Annotated in this window: 17 protein-coding genes, 1 pseudogene and 1 riboswitch; of the genes and pseudogenes, 5 read left to right on the forward strand and 13 right to left on the reverse strand. The window is 46.3% G+C overall.

The window, feature by feature from the left end; translation table 11 throughout:
* Nucleotides 1-331: 331 nt before the first annotated feature.
* The 4 genes from M3661_RS10445 (at nucleotide 332) to M3661_RS10460 (ending at nucleotide 3,758) form a co-directional block, all read left to right on the forward strand.
* Nucleotides 332-586 (forward strand): FeoA family protein, encoded by a 255-nt coding sequence (locus M3661_RS10445; RefSeq protein ID WP_065291201.1) that lies wholly within the window; start codon nucleotides 332-334, stop codon nucleotides 584-586.
* A complete protein-coding gene (locus M3661_RS10450; RefSeq protein WP_251484464.1) occupies nucleotides 583-1,317 on the forward strand; it encodes a FeoB small GTPase domain-containing protein in 735 nt (244 codons plus the stop codon). Before M3661_RS10445 ends, M3661_RS10450 begins: the two co-directional genes overlap by 4 nt.
* A complete protein-coding gene (locus M3661_RS10455) occupies nucleotides 1,295-2,698 on the forward strand; it encodes a nucleoside recognition domain-containing protein (protein WP_065291203.1) in 1,404 nt (467 codons plus the stop codon). Before M3661_RS10450 ends, M3661_RS10455 begins: the two co-directional genes overlap by 23 nt.
* Nucleotides 2,699-2,924: 226 nt before the next feature.
* On the forward strand, nucleotides 2,925-3,758 hold the full coding sequence (locus tag M3661_RS10460) for a DUF2785 domain-containing protein (protein WP_251484467.1): 834 nt from the start codon (nucleotides 2,925-2,927) through the stop codon (nucleotides 3,756-3,758).
* A 120-nt stretch (nucleotides 3,759-3,878) separates the two neighbouring features.
* Here M3661_RS10460 and M3661_RS10465 read toward each other — a convergent pair whose 3' ends face one another.
* The 3 genes from M3661_RS10465 to M3661_RS10475 form a co-directional block, all read right to left on the reverse strand.
* Nucleotides 3,879-4,766: a CAP domain-containing protein gene (locus tag M3661_RS10465; protein ID WP_251484470.1), complete on the reverse strand. Its 888-nt coding sequence runs from the start codon at nucleotides 4,764-4,766 to the stop codon at nucleotides 3,879-3,881.
* 6 nt (nucleotides 4,767-4,772) lie between these two features.
* Nucleotides 4,773-4,902: riboswitch (cyclic di-AMP (ydaO/yuaA leader) on the reverse strand.
* A gap of 171 nt (nucleotides 4,903-5,073) precedes the next feature.
* Nucleotides 5,074-6,834, reverse strand: coding sequence for a dihydroxyacetone kinase subunit DhaK (dhaK, locus tag M3661_RS10470; RefSeq protein ID WP_065291206.1), 1,761 nt, complete (start codon nucleotides 6,832-6,834; stop codon nucleotides 5,074-5,076).
* A 3-nt stretch (nucleotides 6,835-6,837) separates the two neighbouring features.
* Nucleotides 6,838-7,971: a glycerol dehydrogenase gene (locus M3661_RS10475; protein WP_065291207.1), complete on the reverse strand. Its 1,134-nt coding sequence runs from the start codon at nucleotides 7,969-7,971 to the stop codon at nucleotides 6,838-6,840.
* A 199-nt stretch (nucleotides 7,972-8,170) separates the two neighbouring features.
* Between M3661_RS10475 and M3661_RS10480 the strand changes: the two genes are divergently transcribed.
* On the forward strand, nucleotides 8,171-9,187 hold the full coding sequence (locus M3661_RS10480) for a PocR ligand-binding domain-containing protein (protein ID WP_251484473.1): 1,017 nt from the start codon (nucleotides 8,171-8,173) through the stop codon (nucleotides 9,185-9,187).
* A gap of 79 nt (nucleotides 9,188-9,266) precedes the next feature.
* Here M3661_RS10480 and M3661_RS10485 read toward each other — a convergent pair whose 3' ends face one another.
* From M3661_RS10485 to M3661_RS10530, 10 genes and pseudogenes are all read right to left on the reverse strand, one after another.
* The gene (locus tag M3661_RS10485; protein ID WP_251484476.1) at nucleotides 9,267-9,965 is read right to left on the reverse strand and encodes a 4'-phosphopantetheinyl transferase family protein; all 699 of its coding nucleotides are present in this window, start codon (nucleotides 9,963-9,965) and stop codon (nucleotides 9,267-9,269) included.
* 274 nt (nucleotides 9,966-10,239) lie between these two features.
* Complete coding sequence (locus M3661_RS10490; protein WP_217492499.1) at nucleotides 10,240-11,076, reverse strand: hypothetical protein; 837 nt, start codon at nucleotides 11,074-11,076, stop codon at nucleotides 10,240-10,242.
* Between the two features lie 43 nt (nucleotides 11,077-11,119).
* The gene (locus tag M3661_RS10495; protein ID WP_065291208.1) at nucleotides 11,120-11,368 is read right to left on the reverse strand and encodes an acyl carrier protein; all 249 of its coding nucleotides are present in this window, start codon (nucleotides 11,366-11,368) and stop codon (nucleotides 11,120-11,122) included.
* Nucleotides 11,352-12,419 (reverse strand): HAD-IIIC family phosphatase, encoded by a 1,068-nt coding sequence (locus M3661_RS10500; protein WP_251484479.1) that lies wholly within the window; start codon nucleotides 12,417-12,419, stop codon nucleotides 11,352-11,354. Before M3661_RS10500 ends, M3661_RS10495 begins: the two co-directional genes overlap by 17 nt.
* Nucleotides 12,416-12,736: pseudogene (locus M3661_RS10505) on the reverse strand (3-hydroxyacyl-CoA dehydrogenase family protein); the annotation flags it as partial. The pseudogene M3661_RS10505 and the gene M3661_RS10500, both read right to left, overlap by 4 nt.
* A gap of 241 nt (nucleotides 12,737-12,977) precedes the next feature.
* Entirely contained in the window at nucleotides 12,978-14,306 is a 1,329-nt protein-coding gene (locus tag M3661_RS10510; protein WP_251484482.1) for an aspartate aminotransferase family protein, read from the reverse strand.
* A gap of 123 nt (nucleotides 14,307-14,429) precedes the next feature.
* Nucleotides 14,430-15,380 (reverse strand): ACP S-malonyltransferase, encoded by a 951-nt coding sequence (locus M3661_RS10515; protein ID WP_251484485.1) that lies wholly within the window; start codon nucleotides 15,378-15,380, stop codon nucleotides 14,430-14,432.
* On the reverse strand, nucleotides 15,377-16,552 hold the full coding sequence (locus M3661_RS10520) for an acyl-CoA dehydrogenase family protein (protein WP_251484488.1): 1,176 nt from the start codon (nucleotides 16,550-16,552) through the stop codon (nucleotides 15,377-15,379). Before M3661_RS10520 ends, M3661_RS10515 begins: the two co-directional genes overlap by 4 nt.
* Nucleotides 16,549-16,803: an acyl carrier protein gene (locus M3661_RS10525; protein WP_028531520.1), complete on the reverse strand. Its 255-nt coding sequence runs from the start codon at nucleotides 16,801-16,803 to the stop codon at nucleotides 16,549-16,551. The genes M3661_RS10520 and M3661_RS10525 overlap by 4 nt, the downstream gene beginning before the upstream one ends.
* Nucleotides 16,804-16,821: 18 nt before the next feature.
* Nucleotides 16,822-21,189, reverse strand: a complete 4,368-nt coding sequence (locus tag M3661_RS10530) for a beta-ketoacyl synthase N-terminal-like domain-containing protein (protein WP_251484491.1) — start codon at nucleotides 21,187-21,189, stop codon at nucleotides 16,822-16,824.

Consider the following 21,189-nt stretch of genomic DNA (forward strand, 5'->3'; position numbering starts at 1 on the left):
TGAATCATAGCAGGGTTTAGAATTGCTGGTCGGATAAGCGTAAACCGTGTACCATCATCACTGTCGAGAAGCGCACTCACGATATTCAGAACGCGATAATGATCAATCCAACTAGAATGATAATTTCACGGAAAAGATGGCAACGTTTCCACCCTTCGCGCATATGATAAATATAAATATTTTTGCATCGGGGAAAGTTTTTGTTGCCCAACAAACATAGTTGACCTATACTAATGAAGTAGCACGAATGGAACAATTCCGCTTTTTTTTGGGGCAAATCTTGCATTGGGCAAACTTTTTAGGACATGGTGAAATCAGGAGAGTGAATGTAATGCATTCAAATGTCGTAACGCTATACAGCGCTGGCACAGGCCAGCATGTACGGTTGAATCGAATCGAGGTTCAAGGAGTACTACGGAGAAGATTACTTGATCTCGGCTTTGTTCCAGGCAATGTGATCGAAGTGCTGCAGCGCAGTCCGCTCGGCGATCCGATCGCATTCCGAGTCAATAATACAACGATAGCGCTTCGCAAGGAAGAAAGCACACTCATGTATGGTGAATTAGTTGGGAGTGATGATCAATGACAAAACAATATACGGTTGCCTTAGCCGGCAATCCAAATACCGGTAAAAGTACCTTGTTCAATTCCCTTACAGGAATGCGGCAGCATACGGGAAACTGGGCGGGAAAAACCGTCCTAACAGCAGAAGGCCACTTCAATCATGAAGGTACTTCCTATAAAATGGTCGACTTGCCGGGTACGTATTCGCTCTATTCCAATTCAGCCGACGAGGAAGCCGCTCGGGATTATATTATTTTTGAGAAACCCGATGTGACACTCGTCGTACTGGACGCGACATCACTGGAGCGTAATTTGAACTTGGCACTGCAAGTGATGGAAATGACCAACCGCGTTGTTGTCTGCATTAACTTGATGGACGAGGCGAAGCGGCTCGGTGTTAAGATCGACATTAATGCGATCGAGAAGAAGCTTGGCGTTCCTGCAGTTGCGATCTCTGCACGACACCGTACTGGGATTGATCAAATGATGGAGAAAATTAGGGGCGTAGCTTCCGGCAAGATTGTACCTGCCCCGCTGCTCGTGCAATATAACGAGGATATAGAAGAGAAAATCGCAGCACTAGAACCGATCATTCGGGAGAAGCTTGGCACATCATTTCCAACAAGATGGATTGCACTTCGTCTGCTTGACGGTGATGAGAGCTTGATCAATTCGATGAGATCCAGATGGAACTCGCCGGTCGCAGATACCGTGAAGGGAGTTGTTTCGTATGGCCACACCGCTTGCCACTAATTCAGAATCATTGGACTCCTTATTGTCCAGAGCACGCACTCTTGCAAGCGGAGAAGCAATTCGGGACGGAATTGTAACGGATATTTATCGTACGACGCGTGATATATGCAGTACAGCCGTTGTCTATGAAGACAAGAAGAAATTAAAAAGCACATACCGGTTAGACAAGATTCTAACCTCTCCGATCTGGGGCTTTCCGATCATGCTCGCCATCTTGGGTGTTGTATTTTGGTTGACGATTGCTGGAGCAAATGTTCCGTCGGAAATGATATTTTCCTTCTTCGAAGTGATTGAAGGGTACTTAAACACTGCATTTGAAGCGATGAATGCTCCTGCATGGCTGCATGGCATTCTTGTACTCGGCTTATATCGAGGAACATCATGGGTAATTAGTGTCATGCTGCCGCCTATGGCTATTTTCTTCCCTATTTTCGCGTTACTTGAGAATTTCGGGTATTTGCCACGGGTAGCTTTCAACATGGATCGTCTATTCAAAAAATCAGGCGGCCACGGAAAGCAAGCCTTGACGATGTCGATGGGTTTCGGATGCAATGCAGCAGCGATCTTGTCCACACGGATTATCGAATCTCCACGAGAACGTATGCTTGCAATATTAACGAATAATTTCGTACCATGCAACGGCAGATGGCCGACCCTGATTCTGTTGTCATCTCTGTTCATGGCAGCAGGTGTAGCAAGCGGAATGCAGACGATCGTAACCGCAGCTATCGTGATGGGCATGGTTATGATTGGGATTGTTGTCACCTTGACCGTGTCTTGGGTCATGTCCAAAACAGCACTGCGCGGTGTGCCCACACATTATACACTAGAACTTCCACCGTACCGCAGACCGCAAGTCTGGAAGACGATTTTATTGTCATCGCGTGACAAATCCCTTAACGTATTGACTCGTGCTGTCGTTATTGCGGCACCAGCCGGCGTTCTGACTTGGATTCTTGGCAACGTATTTGTAGGCGGCGACAGCGTCTTGAATCATATGGCTTCATTCTTCGATCCATTCGCCCAAGCCATTGGCCTAGATGGATTCATCGTTATGGCATTCCTGCTCGGCTTGCCTGCGAACGAAGTTGTCCTTCCCATCTTGCTTATGGGCTACTTGTCCTCTGGGGCAATGGTTGATGCAGATGGAATGGAGAACATCAAGGATATCTTCCTGCAGCATGGATGGACATGGTTGACTGCATTAAACATGATGCTGTTCTCCTTGCTCCACTACCCTTGCGGAACGACATTATTCAACATTTATAAAGAAACGAAAAGTACAAAATGGACAGTATTGTCTGCCGTTATTCCGCTCGGAATCGCTATAGCTGTCACCTTCGCCACGGCTCAGCTCGCTAGAGCCTTCGGTTGGGTATAAAGTTATCTCTCCCCCCTAAACGATTATGTTCAGGGGGTTTCTTATTCATTCCCTCCTTAATTGCTAACTATACCGTATTGCTAGAAACCATGATTTCGTTCGTTTCTACCATTCGTCTACATATACATTTCTTTCCTATCATGTTAAAATGATCATCTCATTCTTTTTATGATTATTCATTAGCGAATACAAATACCTAAACATCTTTAATGGGGGGATTCATTTCATGGACAAGCAGCAGCTGCGCTCAATTATGGATCATCAATATGAGCTACCAACAGAAATCGAACAATATGAAGCCGTACAACAAGTAGTCAGCCTACTTGGCTCTACAGATCCTGAATTGAGGGATGATCTTGCATACGGGATATTGTATGAATGGCTTATTACACAAAAAATCCTGACCGCTGGACAACTAACAGAGCTTCTTCATCAGACGTTATCAGACCAAATGCTTTTCAAAGGAATTGGGACTGCTGAGAACGATTCGGTCTTCCAACGTACATTCTCCGCCCTCTTACTCGCACTGCTTCTGAAGCGTGATGAACAACAGCCTTATATAAGCAAGCCTTTATATGAACACATTGCGAAGCGAGTTGTTGATTATTGCATGCAGGAGAACGATTATCGCGATTATGTAGAAGTTAAGGGATGGGCTCATGCTCCAGCTCACATCGCAGATGTCATGGCTGCTTGTGTACGCAGTCCACACATTGGCCCAGAGGAATGCAAGAAGCTTCTCAGTGCCATTGAGCACATGCTTCTTCATGCGAATCATATCTTGCGAACAGAGGAAGATGAACGCATGGCGACAGCCGTCGTGTCAATGCTTGAGCTTAATAAGTTGTCGTTCACGTCCTATTGCGCGTGGCTTATGCAGGTTGAGCTGCCCAATGAAGACAAAGTGATTCATCGCTGTAGACGCATAAATGTTAAAAATTTTGCTCGATCTGTATGGATGCGTGCAGCAATGAGAGAATTCATCGATCCAACAACAGAATGGCACAATTGGTATAACATTGAAAAGAAACTGAATCCGGTCTTTAACAGAGACATATAAGATCAGCTTCATTTCTGTTAATTTCCTCGTTATTCTCTTGTAGAGCGCCTGATTAAATACAAAAAAAAGAACCTGCACTTACCTGCAGGTTCTTGATGTGATATCTACATACTTAACTCGTTAGCCTGTGAATGATTGTACCCACACGCCATTGTAGTATGCAACACCGATGGAAGTGAAGCTGGAGTTCAGGATGTTCTTACGGTGTCCATCGCTGTTCATCCATGCGTTCATTACTTCTTGCGGATTACGTTGGCCTTTGGCAATGTTCTCGCCAGCAGTATTGAAATTGACACCTTGTGCTCTCATCAGATCGAATGGGGAGCCAAGTGTTGGAGATTGATGGTCAAAGTAGTTGTTATCATTCATATCTTTCGCCTTGATCATCGCAACTTTGTTCAATTGTGCATCGGATTTCAATGGCTGCAAACCAGCATTCGCACGTTCTTGGTTCACCAAATCGATAACTTGGCTAGCGAAGTCACTGTTCGCATTGTTGTTGTCTTGTGGCGCAGTTGGTTTATTTTCACCAGGTGTTACTGGTTTTTCAGCTTCTGGTTTGTTTACTTCTGGTTTGTTTACTTCTGGTTTGTTTACTTCTGGTTTGTTAACCTCAGGCTTTTCAACTTCAGGTTTCTCGATTTCTGGCTTCTCTACCTCAGGTTTCTCAACTTCAGGTTTGTTTGCTTCTGGCTTTTCAACCTCAGGTTTATTTACTACCGGCTTGTCCACCTCTGGTTTTTGAACTGGAGGCGGAACGATTGGCTTGTTCCCAATTTCTTTTTGAATGGCTTCCATCCATTTGGACAAGATTTGCTTCAATTCCGAGTTATCTTGGAAGATACTATTGAGATCCATATTCATACCCAGGTTTGAACAATTCGAGTTCATCATCGGATTCGGCTGTTGCACTGGGCTAACGGGTGCTGCCATAGCAGAGTTTACCGCCATAACCGGTGCCAATGCAATCGCACTTGTAATTACAACTTTCTTAAATGTCTTCTTCATCCTGTACATCTCTCCCTTTGCAGCCTGCGAGGTTAGCTGTCGGGTTCGGGTTAAAGTGGACTCCCCTGTCGCTACACGACTTCACCCCAATGAATCGGTTCCCCCGCGCTCTGATGAGCTTCGGCTTGTTTTGTGGTACGTTTCCGATCCTAACACGGATAATACAGGAGATCATTTCAAATATATTGTAATTAATTATAATATCTTCCAAACAAAAAGAACCGGAGTATGCTAGACTGCACTCCGGTTCTACTTTTCTAGTATTCCATTTGGTCGGAAATTGATCTATTCCTAATCCGCTCGCTTCTTACTTGATCACTTGGGACAACGCTGTGAAAATCACACCAAGCGCATAGGCACCAGCATCAGGATAGCCAAGACTCCGTTCGCCAACCGTCCCCGCTCTTCCCATACGAGCTACAATTGTCTCTGTATACTTTGCACCTTGAACAGCAGCCTCTGCCGCTTTCACAGAAGCAGTCTTCACGTCATCGCCCTCAGCCGCACTTTGCACCCACGCATCTGCAAATGGTGCCAGTGCATCGACAAGTGTCTTATCCCCAACTACAGCTCCTCTTCCGAAGGAGCGCTCGCCCGTGTCTTGAATGCCTTTAACAACGGCTTGCATCATTTGTGCAAATTCAGAAACGGACAATTCTACGCGTTCGCCCGCGAACTTGCTGGCTGCACGGAATGCTGAACCCCAGATTGGGCCGGAAGCGCCGCCGCAATGCTCCATAATAACTAATGAGCAAGCATGGAGGAAGTTGCCCAAGTTGTCTGAATGATGTGCAATGATGTCATGCCATTCTCTTTTCAATTGCTTAAAGCCCTTCGCCACACTCATACCGAAGTCGCCATCACCTGCATGTGAATCCAAATCGCAGAATGGAACCTCATTTTCAATGATGATTTCACTCATCTTGTCTGTTAGATAGATCAGGTTATTAACCGTGAACACATTATGTTCGACCTTCGAGAAGGACTCGTCCGTCTCTACTGTGAAAGATACCTCTTGGCTCGCAGTTCCTGCTTCGGACATCTCCTCAGGATGGATTGGTTCAAATGAACCACTCACCTGCAACGCCGGTGTATTGCAGCTTGCTTCGAGGTAATGCTTAAGCTGTTCATCCAAGCGGATAACCGACACCGACGCGCCAGCCATATCGATACTTGTCATGTAGTTGCCTACGAATACTTTGACAAGAGTAATTTGTTGTGCATGAATCTCCCGAACTACGGCGTTCGCCAGCAAGTACAATTCTTGCAGCGGGGATCCGCCAAATCCGTTAATCAGCACGGCTAGCTCCTGCTCCGAGCCTGCTGTAATCTTCATGTCACGGAACAAATCCGCAACCATTTTCTTCGCCAGTTCGTTAGCAGAAGCGATCTTCTCTCGGCGAATACCAGGCTCCCCATGAATTCCTACGCCATATTCGATCTCATCGTCATTCAACTGGAACGTTGGTGTTCCTTTCGCTGGAACTGTGCATGAGGTAAGCGCGAATCCAATACTTCTTGTGTTGTCGATCGCGTGCTGGGCAATCGCCTTCACTTCTGCAAGCTCCAAGCCCTCTTCAGCGGCCGCACCTGCAATCTTATGAACGAGCACTGTCCCTGCAACACCTCTGCGGCCAACCGTGTATAGACTGTCCTCTACAGCTATATCGTCGTCCACTTTGACATAATCGACCTGAATTCCGTCTTCTGTGGCTAGATGCGACGCATTTTTGAAGTTCATAATGTCGCCACTGTAGTTCTTAATTATGAGCAGCGTTCCCTTCTTGCTTGCAGAGGCCTTTAATGCTTGATAAATTTGAATTTGTGATGGGGATGCAAATACATCACCGCATACAGCTACATCGAGCATGCCTTGTCCAACAAATCCAGCGTGAGCTGGTTCATGACCGCTTCCTCCGCCACTGATCAACGTAACCTTGTTCTCATTCACGATTTTTTTCTTGACAATCTTGTATTTGCTGATGAACTCCAGTTCCGGATGTGCAAGCACCATACCGTTGCACATTTCCCGAACCAAAGTTTCCGGTTGATTCAGTATTTTTTTCATTCCTTACACGTCCTTCTGGTCTTTGAATTGTTGACCCATCATATCAGCCACTCGAATCGCCGATACGACCATCTCTTCTGTGACTGGGAACGGCATGGAGTGGATAGATTCTTCAGGGATGCACGCCTTCTGTGCAACTGCCTGTAATTCTTCGTTCGTAACACTTGTTACACCGAGATCAGCCAAGCATACCGGAAGACCAATGCTTACACAGAATTCCAATACCTCGTTCATTTCTGCTGCGCTTGCATTCTCAAGGACAAGCTGCACCAATGTTGTAAAGGCTACCTTCTCGCCATGCATATAAGAGTGAGTGCCTTCAAGTGAAGTTAATCCATTGTGGATGGCATGAGCTGCGGCCAATCCGCCGCTCTCGAACCCTAATCCAGACAACAGAATATTCGTTTCCACAATGTTCTCCAGTGCAGGCGTTACCAAGTTCGCATCACAAGCCATCTTCGCCTTCGCACCGTCTTCAAGCAAGGTTTCGTAGCACAACTTCGCAAGTGCGAGTGCAGCTTTCGTACCTCTGGCAGGTGCTACTCCTCCCATTGCACCACAAGGCAGTCCTGCATTTACATTCGAATAAGAGCTTGCTGTTGCACGTGCTTCGAAGTAAGTGGAGAGCGCATCTCCCATGCCTGCTACGAGGAAGCGCGTTGGCGCATTCGCAATGACAGTCGTATCAATCATGACCACACTAGGACTTTGCTTGAAATAAGCATAATCGTCAAATTCCCCTTCAGGCGTGTACATCACCGCGGAATGGCTAGTTGGCGCATCAGTTGCTGCAATAGTTGGAACGATAATGAGCGCTTCCCCTTCTGCCACACATTTGGCCGTATCAATCGCTTTGCCACCGCCAAGTCCAATTGTACATGAGCAATTATGCTCAATAGCAAGCTGTTGTAATCGTTTTACTTCTTGACGAGAGCATTCTCCAGTGAAACCGCTCTCAACTAACGTAACTTTGTATTTATTCATTGTATGTTCAAGCTTATGCTTTACACGCTGCACATCATCTGGATGAGCGATCAGAAGAGCAGAATCTCCGAATGTTCGAATGAAATAACCCAAGTTATAAAGTTCATCTTCACCTTGTACATATTTGGCTGGGCTGATAAACGCTTTTCTCATGATTAAATGCCTCCTCTGTGCTATTTATATGTTTATTATAGAACCGTCAATGAACTAGATCATTGAACTATTATTACGAAATAAAGCGCTATCTTATCGGATTTTCTTATCATTTGTGCGCCGAATGGTATTATCTTGTCATTCAACCCGAAAAATATGCTATAATTTAGCCATGCAAACAAAAGGAGAATGAGTCATCGTGAGTTCCCGTTTTAGCTTAGAGAGCATCATCGATATGGAAAAATGGCAGCAGCTGCAAGACTCGCTATCCTTAGTGACGAAGATGGCCGTGATTACGACTGACTATAAGGGCATCCCAGTAACAGCGCATAGTCATTGCCAAAGCTTCTGCCAGGCCATACGGCAAGATGAATCGTTGTCGCAATACTGCCAGAAGTGCGATGCACGCGGCGGTCTGGAGGCTGTTCGGCTGAATAAGCCGTATATCTATTTGTGCCACTTCAATATTGTCGATATTGCTATTCCGATTATCGTGAATAATCAATACATGGGAGCAGTGATGGCCGGACAAGTCAAGCTGCGTGACAATCCGATGGAGCTCGAACAAATTGTTACCCGCCCAGCTAATGCGGATGCGAATCGGAAGTTCAAGAATCTAGAGCCGGAATACAGCTCCTTGCCGGAACTGTCTTATGATGAGGTTGTCACCATTTCTGAAATGCTCTATCATCTATGTAATTATATTGTAGAGGAAGCCATTTCCAAAAATACAACCATTGAAATGTATCGGCAGGCGCTTCATAGTGAGAAGACTGCCTCCGAGTTTTTAGCAGACCATAGCTATCGCAGCATTCAAACATTCAAGGCAGAACTGGATAACACGCTGATCGACAATCAAATTAGCAAGATGAAAAATCAGCAAATGCTTGCCTCCAACTCGATGCTTCAACCTGCATTCGATTATATTTATACACACAAGAGCGAGAACGTAAAGCTGACGGATATGGCTGCACTCTGCCATGTCAGTCCCAGCTACTTCAGTCGTATTTTTACGAAAGAAACAGGAGAAAACTTCTCGGTGTTCATTCCGCATCTCAAAATCGAGTGGGCCAAACAAATCTTGGAGACTACCGATCTGTCTATTTCGGAAATTAGCAATGAGCTTGGCTTCAGTGAACCGAGCTACTTCATTAAGTCATTTAAGAAATTTGAGCAACTTACACCTGCTCGCTATCGCCAAATCTATAAACGATAAACCATAACAAAAAGCCGTCACTCCACGTTCTCCTTCGAACTTGGGGACGGCTTTTCAACTCTTCCTATCTTCCAATTACTCATCGAATCCACTGCTGCAAATCATCCATCGTTACATATGAGATGGATGGTGATCGTTCATTCTTTTCATATCCTTCTGTACAGGCTGCTGCTTTATAACCATGTTCCAGCTCGAACGTATAGAAGCGTACCGATTCCTTATCCGGCTTCAATTCGAATGTCCCTGCCCCATTGTCAACGATGGAGAAGGAATCCAGCGGAATAGATAAGCCCTTCCCGGCTGCCTTGATATAGCTTTCCTTCAATGTCCATAATGTATAGAAGTAGTCTATCTTCTCCCCGTCATCTTTTTGCATAAGAGCATCCGTTTCTTCCATCGAGAAAAAACGACGCGCAATCGACAAGTCGATTGGCTTTATTTGCTCCACATCAATGCCAAGTACTCCTTGCCCCCATATCATCATCACCCAGCAGCCTGAATGAGAAATGTTGAAGGAAAAGTCGCTGTCTCCTGCGACACGTGGCTTGCCGTACTCATTGTGTTCAAAATGTATGTCTGCATTTGTATATCCGTAATCCTTACACAACACTGCTCTGACCAAAGCTTCTCCAAACAGAGAGCGATACGCATCTGCAACAAACTTAAATTTGCTAATTCGATCTCTTCGCTGCGGTGCAACCTTGCTCATGAAATCATCATACTCCGCAGACGAAATGTGTTCCGGTAAGTGAAATGCTGCGATTTTCGTTATGTTCATCACCTTTTGTCCGACTTATTGAACGACATTTAGAAGCCCATTTTCAGTAACTAAAGCCAGATGCTCTTCCCGTGCTTTTATGTCATCCTTGTCTCTATTATATTTGCCTAGCTGGTATTCGCCAATAAGATTACCGTCGAGCATGAGTCGAGCATGAGTCGAGCATGAATAGCATGCTCCAAGCAAAAGATGCTCATCAGTCAACGTGCTGTAAATACCCTCATGTTGGAAGACGAATGAGCATCCTTGATATCTGGAAACGATGAATAGACCGTTATGCTTGAATGAATTGTGGAGACATTTGCAATTCATAGTTGTTCTTTTCTTTCTGCTTGTTATAGATGAAGTGCATAATGATCGCAGCGATTAAGAAGAAGCTGACTTGCAAAATCTGTACTTGCGCGTTGAAGTAATAGAACTGAAGTCGGCTTCCCGTTGCTGTCAGCCAGAACGTGAAGAGATAGAATAGCAGAGTGCCTCTTGTTGCATTGAACACGTAGCTTTGGAACCATATGAAGAACATGAGCTGAATAACGTAGAGAAAATAGGAGGTGCTAGTTTCATAGGAAGAGATCACGTAGCCTGGCAGCACCCATAGTCCGAAAATGAGTCCAGTGAGCAGCGAACTAGTAACATTGTTTTTGAATTTGCCCTGAAGAAAAGGAAGCAAAAAGCCAATCCAGCCAAAGATTCCACCGATAAGCCCTGTCTCCTCAATCAGATTCCACAGTCCAATTAGGAACATGTCTGAAATGCTGTATGTCATTTGCGGAAGAGGAATGCCGAAGAGCTTTGAGCCATAGTGCATTGTCGCTACGAACAAAATGACAACTACTAACAATACAGGGAACCAGAACAAGTCTTGTTTTCTAGGAATAAGTTTGGAGAACACGCCCTTCACTGCCTTTGAACCGCCCATTGCATAATACGCAATCAATCCAGCGAACGATGGTGAGTAAAGCGCAATGATGGTCAGCGGATGCATAAGCGTGAGAGGTCCTGTAATCGGAACCAGAATGTCCCCGAACAGCATATAGGCAAGCCCAATCCCCCAACAAGCGCCAAACGAGATGGCCAAATACAAATACAGATATTTGTTATGATTGCTCATCTTTTCAACCTCCCTATCATATTGGTTTGGTGCTGGATCTTACTTACACATTCACTTTCTTATGGATCAAAGCCAGTAGGTTATTGACCGTGCTGAAATTTTTCAAATCCATATCCTCATTTTCGACTTCGATTCCGAACTTCTGCTCGACAAAATTCACAAGCTTCATCGCAAACAGCGAGTTGACGAAACCCAATTTGAAGAAATTGTCGTCATCCGAGAATTCAATGTTGTCTTCGCTAATGGACAAATTTTGATGAATGAAGTTTCTGATTTCATTTTGATAGTTCATAGTATCCTCCTTCAACATTTGGCAATTGGACTTCAATATAAGGTGGGAAGTCTTGAATATTGGCTAAATCATGTTCCAACACATAGTTGCCCTGCCCATCCGATGATTTCTCACGAAATCCTGCAAAGCGATAACTGACATACATCATCCTGTTGCGTCCTGTTTCGCGAAAATCAGCCAGCAGCGGGGTGTTCTGTTTGCGAGCCTCTTGTAAAATGTAACTGAGCAGCACCGTCCCTACGCCTCGCGATACGACTCGACAGGACATGAGCAGCATCTCTAGCTTCCAATGAGTTTCTTGGGTATGGATTAAGGCTAGCCCAATCTTACCGTAGTCTCCATACTTGTCTTCTAATTGACAGACTAGCAGCCGATGGTGCGGAGATTGCCGCAACTCATCCAATTCTTCGTAGCTGAACGTTCTTCCCGTAGCATTCAATTGATTCGTTCGAACCGTCAGCTCCTCAGCTCGCTTCAAATCCTCTTCCTGCGCAGGATAGATCGTAAACTTCATAGACAACGTTGCGAGAAACGCCTCTGAGGGCCCTTGATATTCACTTTCTGCCAGCTTCCGCTGATAATCAGCCTGATACAATTTGCGTCTTCGTGCAGAATCAACCGTTATGAATCGAGGGTTCAGTGATGGATGAGATAACAGGGTGAGATATTGATCCGCATTGATGCAGTGAACACTCTCATGGACGTTCTGTACTTCTTCCAATTCGAAGGGCTGATCGTCAACAAACAGGATCGTGTCCATACCGATATTGATATTTTTCTGAATTTCTGCGAGTGAATATGATTTGGCGTTCCAATGAATTTCAGGATACAGGAAGTAATCATCCAATCCGAACTCTTTCAGCTTGGACATGGCCAAGTCATAGTCGTTCTTGCTGGCAATCGATTGAAGAATTCCGCGGCTATCAAGTGTCTCGATAATCTCCCGAATGCCCTCCTTAAGTTGGACGCTGGATGACTCTACCAGCACCCCATCCCATAGTGTATTGTCCAAATCCCACACGACGCATTTATACTCTTTTTTTTCGCTCATACGTATCCTCCATCGGAATAGTCATAGAACCCTCTTCCACTTTTGCGTCCCCACAGGCCTGCATCAACCATCTTCTTCAACAATGGGCAGCATCTATACTTGGGATCTTGATAGCTGTCATACAGAACCTCAAGCGAATGAACAACCGTATCCAAGCCTATTAAATCAGCCGTTTCCAGCGGCCCCATCTTATGATGGAAGCCTTGCTTCATAATTTGATCCACTTGCTTCGCCGTCGCTATTCCATCCTGTACGAGATAGGCCGCTTCATTCATGAACAGATGGGATAAGCGATTCGAGACGAATCCAGGCAAGTCGTCAATAATTCGTTGATAGATTGTGTTGAGTTCAAAGGACAAATATTCGTTGCGAATCATGCCGGCAGCTCGATACTCTTGTTTGATTACATGCTTCGCCCGGTACAGTGCATCAGATGAAATATCCTTTAAGAGTATCCCATCCCTCCTCTATCATGCTATGCAGACACTTCATGTGCTCACTAATACCGCGCTTACAATCTGCTAGCCGGAGCTAGACTGATACAAGAAGAGCAAATGATTAGTAGATTTCTTCGTATGTTTCCTTCGTTTCCGCTAAAGCCTTGCCTACCTTGGCTCGGAACCATTCCACATCCTCTGCTGTCAGGGATATGTTCGGATACAGTCTCGACATCGTCGAAACGAGTATGCCATTCTTCGAAAGATTATGGTTCAAAATAATGTCCAGCGACATAATCTCAAAATCATAATCCGAAGGACTGGTCAGTACCGAAGCGCAGCAATGATAGGCTGAACATGCTGGCGGACCTTGAATGACGAGTGGAAGCCCTATAGCATCCGCTTCCTGCTGGATAATCTGCTGCATCTCACACATCTTTTCATTCATTTCCGTCATTGCCAGTCCTTGATTGCGACTCAATATTTCCAGTGTTGTTTTGACAGCTGCCGTTCCAAGCGGGTACCCGTTGAAAGTTCCAGCATGAATTACTTTTTTGTCGACCAGAAGCTGCATAATCTCCTTCTTGCCAACTAGTGCAGATACAGGTACGCCGCCTCCCGCAATTGCCTTGCCAAGTGTTGTCAGATCAGGACGTACATCGAATTGCTCTTGAGCGCCGCCTAATCCCATACGAAGTCCGGTTATTATCTCATCGAAAATAAGTACAACCTCATATTCATCACATAACGCCCGCATTTTCTTCAGATAACCCGGTGCGGGCATGACGCTTCCCCCATTCACGCATACCGGCTCCGTGATGACAGCAGCAATTTCATGGCCTTTCTTCCGCAGCAGTTCTTCTAGTGCCGCTTCATCATTCCATGGCAGCAAGTAGGATTGGCTCTCAAGCGAATCCACTGCGCGGCCTGCTGTTCCTTTGAGGTCTCCTCTGAAATCGGATGGGATTGGCTCCCCGCTGCGCGGCGCTCTCCCACCCATAATGTTGTCTGCATTGCCATGATAATGGCCTTCAAATCGGACGAAGCGGTTTTTACCTGTCCATGCCCTAGCTACCCGTAATGCATTCTGTACGATTTCCGTACCTGACAAGCCAAAACGGATCATCTCAGCCGAAGGGATATACTTCGCAATCAACTCAAGCGCTTCTGCATCCATATCACAGTGGCTAACCGAGAGAACCCGATCGATTGTCTCCTTCAGGCTCTCATTGTATTCTAAATTCCCATGGCCAACGATCAGCGCACCGAATCTAGCATATAGATCAAGATACTCGTTGCCGTTCATATCCCATACCCGACTGCCTTCGGCTTTGACGAAGTGAATTGGGGTTTCCTCCCACGGAAGATGGAAATTATAATGCACGCCTCCGGGCAGAAGCTCTTTCACTCTCCGGTTGTAAAGCTCCATTGTGTTCTGTCGCGTAATCAATTGCGCTATCCCTCCTTTATTGACTCTTCTATCCAACGAAGCTACCAACACCCATCATCCAGTAGATTCCTTCTTGGCATCTTGTATCAGATAGGATCGCTGCAATACGATATCAATATCCGGTCAAGCGTGAATAAGTAGTTGAGACAGTTGTTCCCGATCCGCCTGATCATCAAATGATAAAGATTGAGGAAGCCTCGTATTTTCCCGAATCAAATTACGGGTGATTTGATTCGGGCCAATATCCACAAATAAGTCAGCTCCTGCTTCATGTATCGCTTCGAGCACTTGATTCCAATACACCGGTGTAACCAACTGATGGGCAAGAATCGCTGCTAAGTTGTCTGCGGGCTCGATAATTTTACCTGTCACTGTCGACCATACATCGAATTTGGTAGGGCTGAATGTCACGTGCTGCAAGCAAGCTTCGAACTCAGGCTTCAAATAGTCCATTAATGCACTATGGTAAGGCGCATCTGCCTTCATAGGCATCATGCGGAATGGAATAAATTCTCCCCCCGCCTCGACCACATCATCCTCTACCTTCAGAAGTGCCGTCTGATGCCCCGCAATGATGAACTGACTGGGAGAATTGTAACCGGAAATTGTGACATAATCATGTGAACGAACGCTCTCGATGATATCTGTAAGCGTGTCTACATCTATATCTACAACGATTCCCGCTCTCCCCTTCTTCTCTTGCAGCGCGCGATGCATCAGTCTTCCCCTTTCTCTTGCCAAACGGACACCATCCGAGAAGGGCAATGCTCCTGCCGCAATGAGCGCCGAAAGCTCGCCAAGACTATGCCCTACAGCTCCGAATGGTACAAGTCCGATCTGTTTCTCCCACACTCTATACAGTGCATAACTTGCGGTCACGACTGTGGGCTGAGCAACTTCGGAAAGTGACAGTTCTTCCAAGCTTCCATTCAACAGAAGGTCTTGTAAATCCAAGTTCAATACATCACTCGCCTCTTCAAATACCTCCTGCACGATCGGGAACTCCTCCATCAATGAGCGGCACATTCCGCTGTATTGACTGCCTTGTCCAGGAAATGCTGCGGCAAGCTTCATATCGAGTAACCTCGCTTGAAATAATGCCGTAGACCGTAATACGAAATCATTTCTTGCTGCATCTGGGAGGATCCCTCGATAATCTCCAACACCTTCGCTTCCCGGTACAACCTCTCTACCGGATATTGATTACTGAAGCCATTGGCCCCATGTACTTGCAGAGCATCGCTTGCGACCTCCACCGCTACCTTGGATGCAAAATACTTTGCAATTGTCGTTTCAATCGTAGCCTCGTCTTCCTTCGAAAGCCGCATTTCTCCTGCTCGCAAACATAATGCTCTTGCAGCGTGTACCTTCGTTACCGCATCTGCGATCATCCCGCGAATTAGTTGGAAGCTGCTCAGCTTCTGATCGAACTGCGAGCGGGTTCGGGAATAGGACACCATTGCATCCACGCCTTCTTGCGCAATGCCAACACCAGCCCACGCGATACTGTATCGGCCGTTATCCAGTGCCGTCGAGACCACATATTCGAAGCCGAAGTTAAGCTTCCCTATTACATGTGATTTCGGCACCTTAACATCTCGCAGATGAATCTCAGCCAGATGGGTTGAACGTGATGCCATTAGTCCTTCAATTGCTTTTGTTTCAACACCCTCATAAGCTCTCTCCACGAGAAAAACGGAACACTTCCCCTGATTCGCTGCAACAATAAAGAATACATCCGCGATATCTCCAAACGTAATCCACTTTTTCACACCATTAATCACGTAATAATCGTCTTCCTCATGCCATGATGTCTTGATATTCTTGGCATCTGACCCAACGTCCGGTTCGGTTAATCCGAAGCATGCAATCTGTTCTCCTCGTGCCAGCCGTGGCAGCCAGGTTTCTTTCTGCTCCTTCGTCCCGAAGCGAAGCAATGTCTCTGACACTAGTGAGGTATGAACGGTTATCAAGCTGCGCGCTGCTACAGAAGCCTTACCGAACGCTTCTGTAAATAAGCCATAATGGATCGGATCGAGGCCAAGCCCGCCATAGGAGACAGGTAAAGATGCCGCCAGATAGCCTTTCTGCGCCATTTTGCCAATCAGCTCACGCGGCATTGTACCCTCATCTTCCATTTTTCGCACAAGTGGACGCACTTCTTTATCAACAAATGTACGAGCCTCTTCCACAATCGCTGCCTGTGAATTCGCCTGTGTTGGTTCCATTTCTTGAATGTTCTTCATAGCGACACCTTTTCTTCTACGCATTCACTCAAATGCCCAGCGAATTCCGAAATTGTCTTGAATTCAAACAATGCCACCGGATTAATATTGATTTCCAGTTTTCTGCGGAGTCTGTTCACAATTTTGAGAGCTTGAACGGAGGACACGCCGATCTTCATGAAGTTCATATCCTCATCAATCTCTTCTGGTTCCTCATTAAGAATCGTTGCAATTTCTGCTTTCATAAAGCCCACGATTTCTTCCTTGTTCATCTTCACTTCTCCTCTCTACTATTCTCGAATCCAATGGGAAGTCTGCTCGAACGGATATGCTGGCAAAGGAACGAGCATGCCAGATCCGTCGGGATGCAGTGACGACCAGTCTATATCAGCACCTGATACGTACAGCTGCCCAACAGTATGAAGCACTGTATCTTCAAGCGAATCAGAGGCGCTCGACTCGATCAGAATGTGCTCAGCTTTGCTGTTCTGCTTATGCGACAGCACCTTGTCTGCTTCTTCCTTAGTCATGCACACGCCGAGTAGGACATCCGCTCTCGATTGCAGCAGAGCCTCATCCTCGTGAGCTGGGATCTTGTCCCCACCTTCTACACGAGTGTTCTTCAATTCGGTCATGAATGCGTCTAAGGCTGTTTTGATATCCATTCTCTCTTGCAGCAGGTCAGCAAGAATTTGGCCAGAACCAAGTCCTCTTACTTCGGTTATTGAAACTCCGCTTTGCAGAATTCGCTGTACAAGCGAGTACCAATAAAAGAAAACCGATAACTGTACGCGCTCCTTCATTTCCAGCTGCTCTGAAACTCCATATTGGCTTGCACCGCATTCGAGTACATCCAGATGGTCGATCGTGAATTGTTCAAAGGCAGCATCTTGAGTAAGGAGATTATCCGCTAGCGGTTGGCTCGCAATATCACCGATAACTAACGCTACTTTTGCGGCGCGGTTTTTCAAGAATCGACCTCTATTTGCCGTCGGTAATACCTCTGCCTTCAATGAATCAGAATTGGAAAGAATGCAGGCAGCTCGATAGCTGTAATGCTTGCGATAACGATTCCGTGTAAAGCATAAATGATTGATATCTATGGAAGGGTTGAGTTCCAGCAATTCCTGTGTCTGACGAATAACCCGCTCCAGCGCATGCTCAGATTTAGCTGACAGGGTGAGCACATGTTTACGTGGACGAACTGCGGATCTTGTGGTTGCTGCGGATGCTGCAGTCACCTCAGATGCTTCGGACGTTTCGGATGTCTTGGATGTCACGAATGCCTTGGTAGCTTCGCTCGTAGTGGAGGATGCCTCTGCCCCATTCCATTCTTCGAGCACCACATGCACATTCGTTCCCCCTAATCCGAACGAGCTTATCCCTGCCTTACGGGTGTTATTCTCATCAACTGACCATTCTTCAACATCCTGTACAATGAAGAACGGTGATTTCTCCATTTCAAGAGCTGGATTGCGTGTGCCCATATGCAAACTTGGAACCAGCTTCTTGTGATAGAGGGACAGCAGCACTTTCACAAGTCCGGCACCACCTGCAGCAGGCAGTAAATGTCCGATATTGGTCTTGACAGAGCCCAATCCGATCTTGCCATCAGTGCGTCTCTTTCCTTCAGTAAAGAGCTTGGTCAGCGCGTTCACTTCAATCGGATCGCCGATTCTCGTGCCTGAACCGTGTGCTTCCACATAGCCAACTTCACCCGGTGACAGATTCGCATCAATATACGCCTCAGACAGAACTTGATATTGCCCGCCCGGATTTGGCGCCATGATGCCAAGCGAATATCCATCGTTATTGACGGCGCTCCCGCGGATAATGCCATATATCTGCTTGTTGTTCTGAACTGCTTGGGTAAGAGGCTCCAAGTACACAACTACTACCCCTTCACCTAACACGGAACCATCAGCTTCAATATCGAACGTCTTCGTACAACGAGTTGAGGAGACGATTCCCGCCTTTCGCGACAATTGATGAACGATTGGCGTAGCCAGTAGATTAGCCGCACCAACGATCGCTCCTGATATGCTGTTCTGTCTAATCGCTGCAACTGCTTGATGTAGCGCCACCAGGAAGGATGAACATGCCGTATCGATTACAAGCGCCGGCCCTGTAAAGTTGAGCTTATGTGCAATCAGAGCCGATACCATATTGTGCATATTCCCTACCATCGTATTTGGATGGATACGATCAACGCCATGCTTGTCCATATAATTCATAACAAGCTGGTAGTACGTATTGATGTTAATGCCGGTATATACACCGATGTTGCGTTTCTCATCCAGCCCCGGCAGCGCACCGGCATCTTCAAGTGCCTCATAGGCAATCTCCAGCATCAGCCGCTGCTGCGGATCCATAAATGCAGCTTCCTCATCGGAAATCTCGAAAAAGTCATTGTCAAAACAGTCGATATTCGCAATTTCACCAAGCCAGTCATCCCACTCTGGTTTTCCCGCCAATTGCATGCGCTTCTCACTTACCTTGGCAATGCTGTCTTTCTTCGTGCATAGATTATCCCAGTATTGCTGAGGCGTACTTGCGCCCGGCACACGCAGCGCAATTCCAGTAATGGCAACAGCATTATGCAAGTCTAATTTGTTATCAGCATCCCATGCCGATGCAGGAATCTCACGTGCTTGAGGCATCGATTGCAAATAATCTGCCATTTGCTTAATGGTCTTACAGATGACAAATAGCTCAAATCCAATTTCTCTGCCAAAATGCTTCTCAATGCGGTCTAAGAACTGAAAACGTTGAATCGAGCTTCCGCCCAATGCCAGGAAAGAATCATCTGTAGATATACGTGTTTCCGAGATGTCCAGTACTTCTGCCCAGCTCCGGCGAAGAAAGGATTCAAGTTCATTTTGAGGAGAGTGAATAACCCGCTCCTGAATACGACGCTGTTCTACTCCCGCATGAATTTCTTGAAGCGTCTCGTCATACTCCCCATCTTCATAGTTCTTGCGCAGCTCGAAGCGTTGGAGTTTGCCGCTCGTTGTCTTCGGAATCGTACGAACCGGAATGACGTGAGTAACCTCAATGCCGAGAGATTCTCGCATATGAGTGATGATTTGGTGGCGAAGATCGAGCAGCTTCTCTACGCCCGATTTGTGCTTCACAAAGGCAAGCAGTTCTTCCTGCTGCGTAGCGCCGTTAAACAAACCAACGAACACGATGTTGCCGCGCGGAATCGCACCTTGCTCATACAACACTTCCTCCAAATCATGAGCGAAGTAATTTTGGCCGCGGATAAAAATAATGTCCTTCATTCTCCCGCTTACCACAAGCGAGCCTTCCGCTATGAAGCCTAAATCACCGGTATGCAGCCATCCGTCAACGAACAAACTCTCGGTTAAGTCGTCACGATTGTAATAACCGGAGGTGACAGAACCACCTTGAATCTGAATTTCACCTACAACATACTCGTCCACTGTATTCCCGTGCTCATCCGCAATTCGGATACTGATCTCAGGAACCGGAGTGCCCTCATGAACGAACGGAAGGCGATCTCGTTCATCGGTTTCGTGAACAGGAACAGCAAGCTGTGCATGTATCAATTTAGATCGGGATATGTATTCTACCTTCGGAACTTCATCCATCCGCCAAGTGCTGACGCCAACTGTTGCTTCTGCCATGCCGTAAGCAGGCAGCATCATTTCAGGCTTGTACCCACATGGTTCAAATTTCTTAGCAAAGCTGTTTACCACATGGATTGATATGGGCTCAGCTCCATTCAGTGCAAACCGTAAAGAAGACAAATCAAGTGATGCAAGCTTCTCGTCCGCGACCTTCTGTACCATCCAATCAAATCCGAAGTTCGTTGAACCGAACCAGGTAGCCTGATGCTCAGACATTTTGCGCAAGAACAGGTAGGGTGATCGGACAAACGTATACGGTGAGAAAATGACAATATTGCTTCCGCTCACAATAGGAGTAATATGCTGAACGAACAGACCCATATCATGCGTATGTGGCAGCCACGTAAATACGGTATCGGACTCTTTCGTCTCGAACCGTTCTGCCATGGCAAGCGCATTAATCAAAATGTTGCGGCTGCTCAGCTTCACTCCCTTCGGAATGCCTGTACTGCCCGAAGAAAATTGGAGAAACGCTAGCTCATCCGGCTGTGCATCATATGGCTCCCCTACGCCTTCGGTTTCCAGTTCCTGCGTGGAGATAAAGCGGATTCCCTCATAGTGGGAACTCTGTTGAAGCGATTCATAATACTTGCGATTATGCTCCTCCATAATAATGATTGGCTTTTGGAGCACTTCCCAAATTCTCGTCAGCTTAAGCAATCCTGCAGACAGCGGCTTCCACGAAGTAGGCTGACTGACCGGGGCTGCAACAATACCGCCCAATATACATGCCCAGAATGTACAGTAGAAATCTTTAGACTGATCAATTTCCAAAATGATTACTTCGCCTGGCCGTATCCCTTTTCGGTACAGCATGCTCAAGTATTGCCGGGCATTCTTCACGAGTTCCGGATAACGGAGAAATTCCTCATTTCCAGAAGCGTCTACGAAGGTGAGGCCCTTCTGCGGATATTGATTTGCGACATACTGAATCATTTCGGCTAAAGTGTGATACTCTGCTGGAAGTGTAAGAGATTTGCCATGTTGAATCGCCTTCTTAGACAT

Source organism: Paenibacillus sp. MER 180 (genome assembly GCF_023713665.1).
GTDB lineage: Bacteria > Bacillota > Bacilli > Paenibacillales > Paenibacillaceae > Paenibacillus_B > Paenibacillus_B suaedae.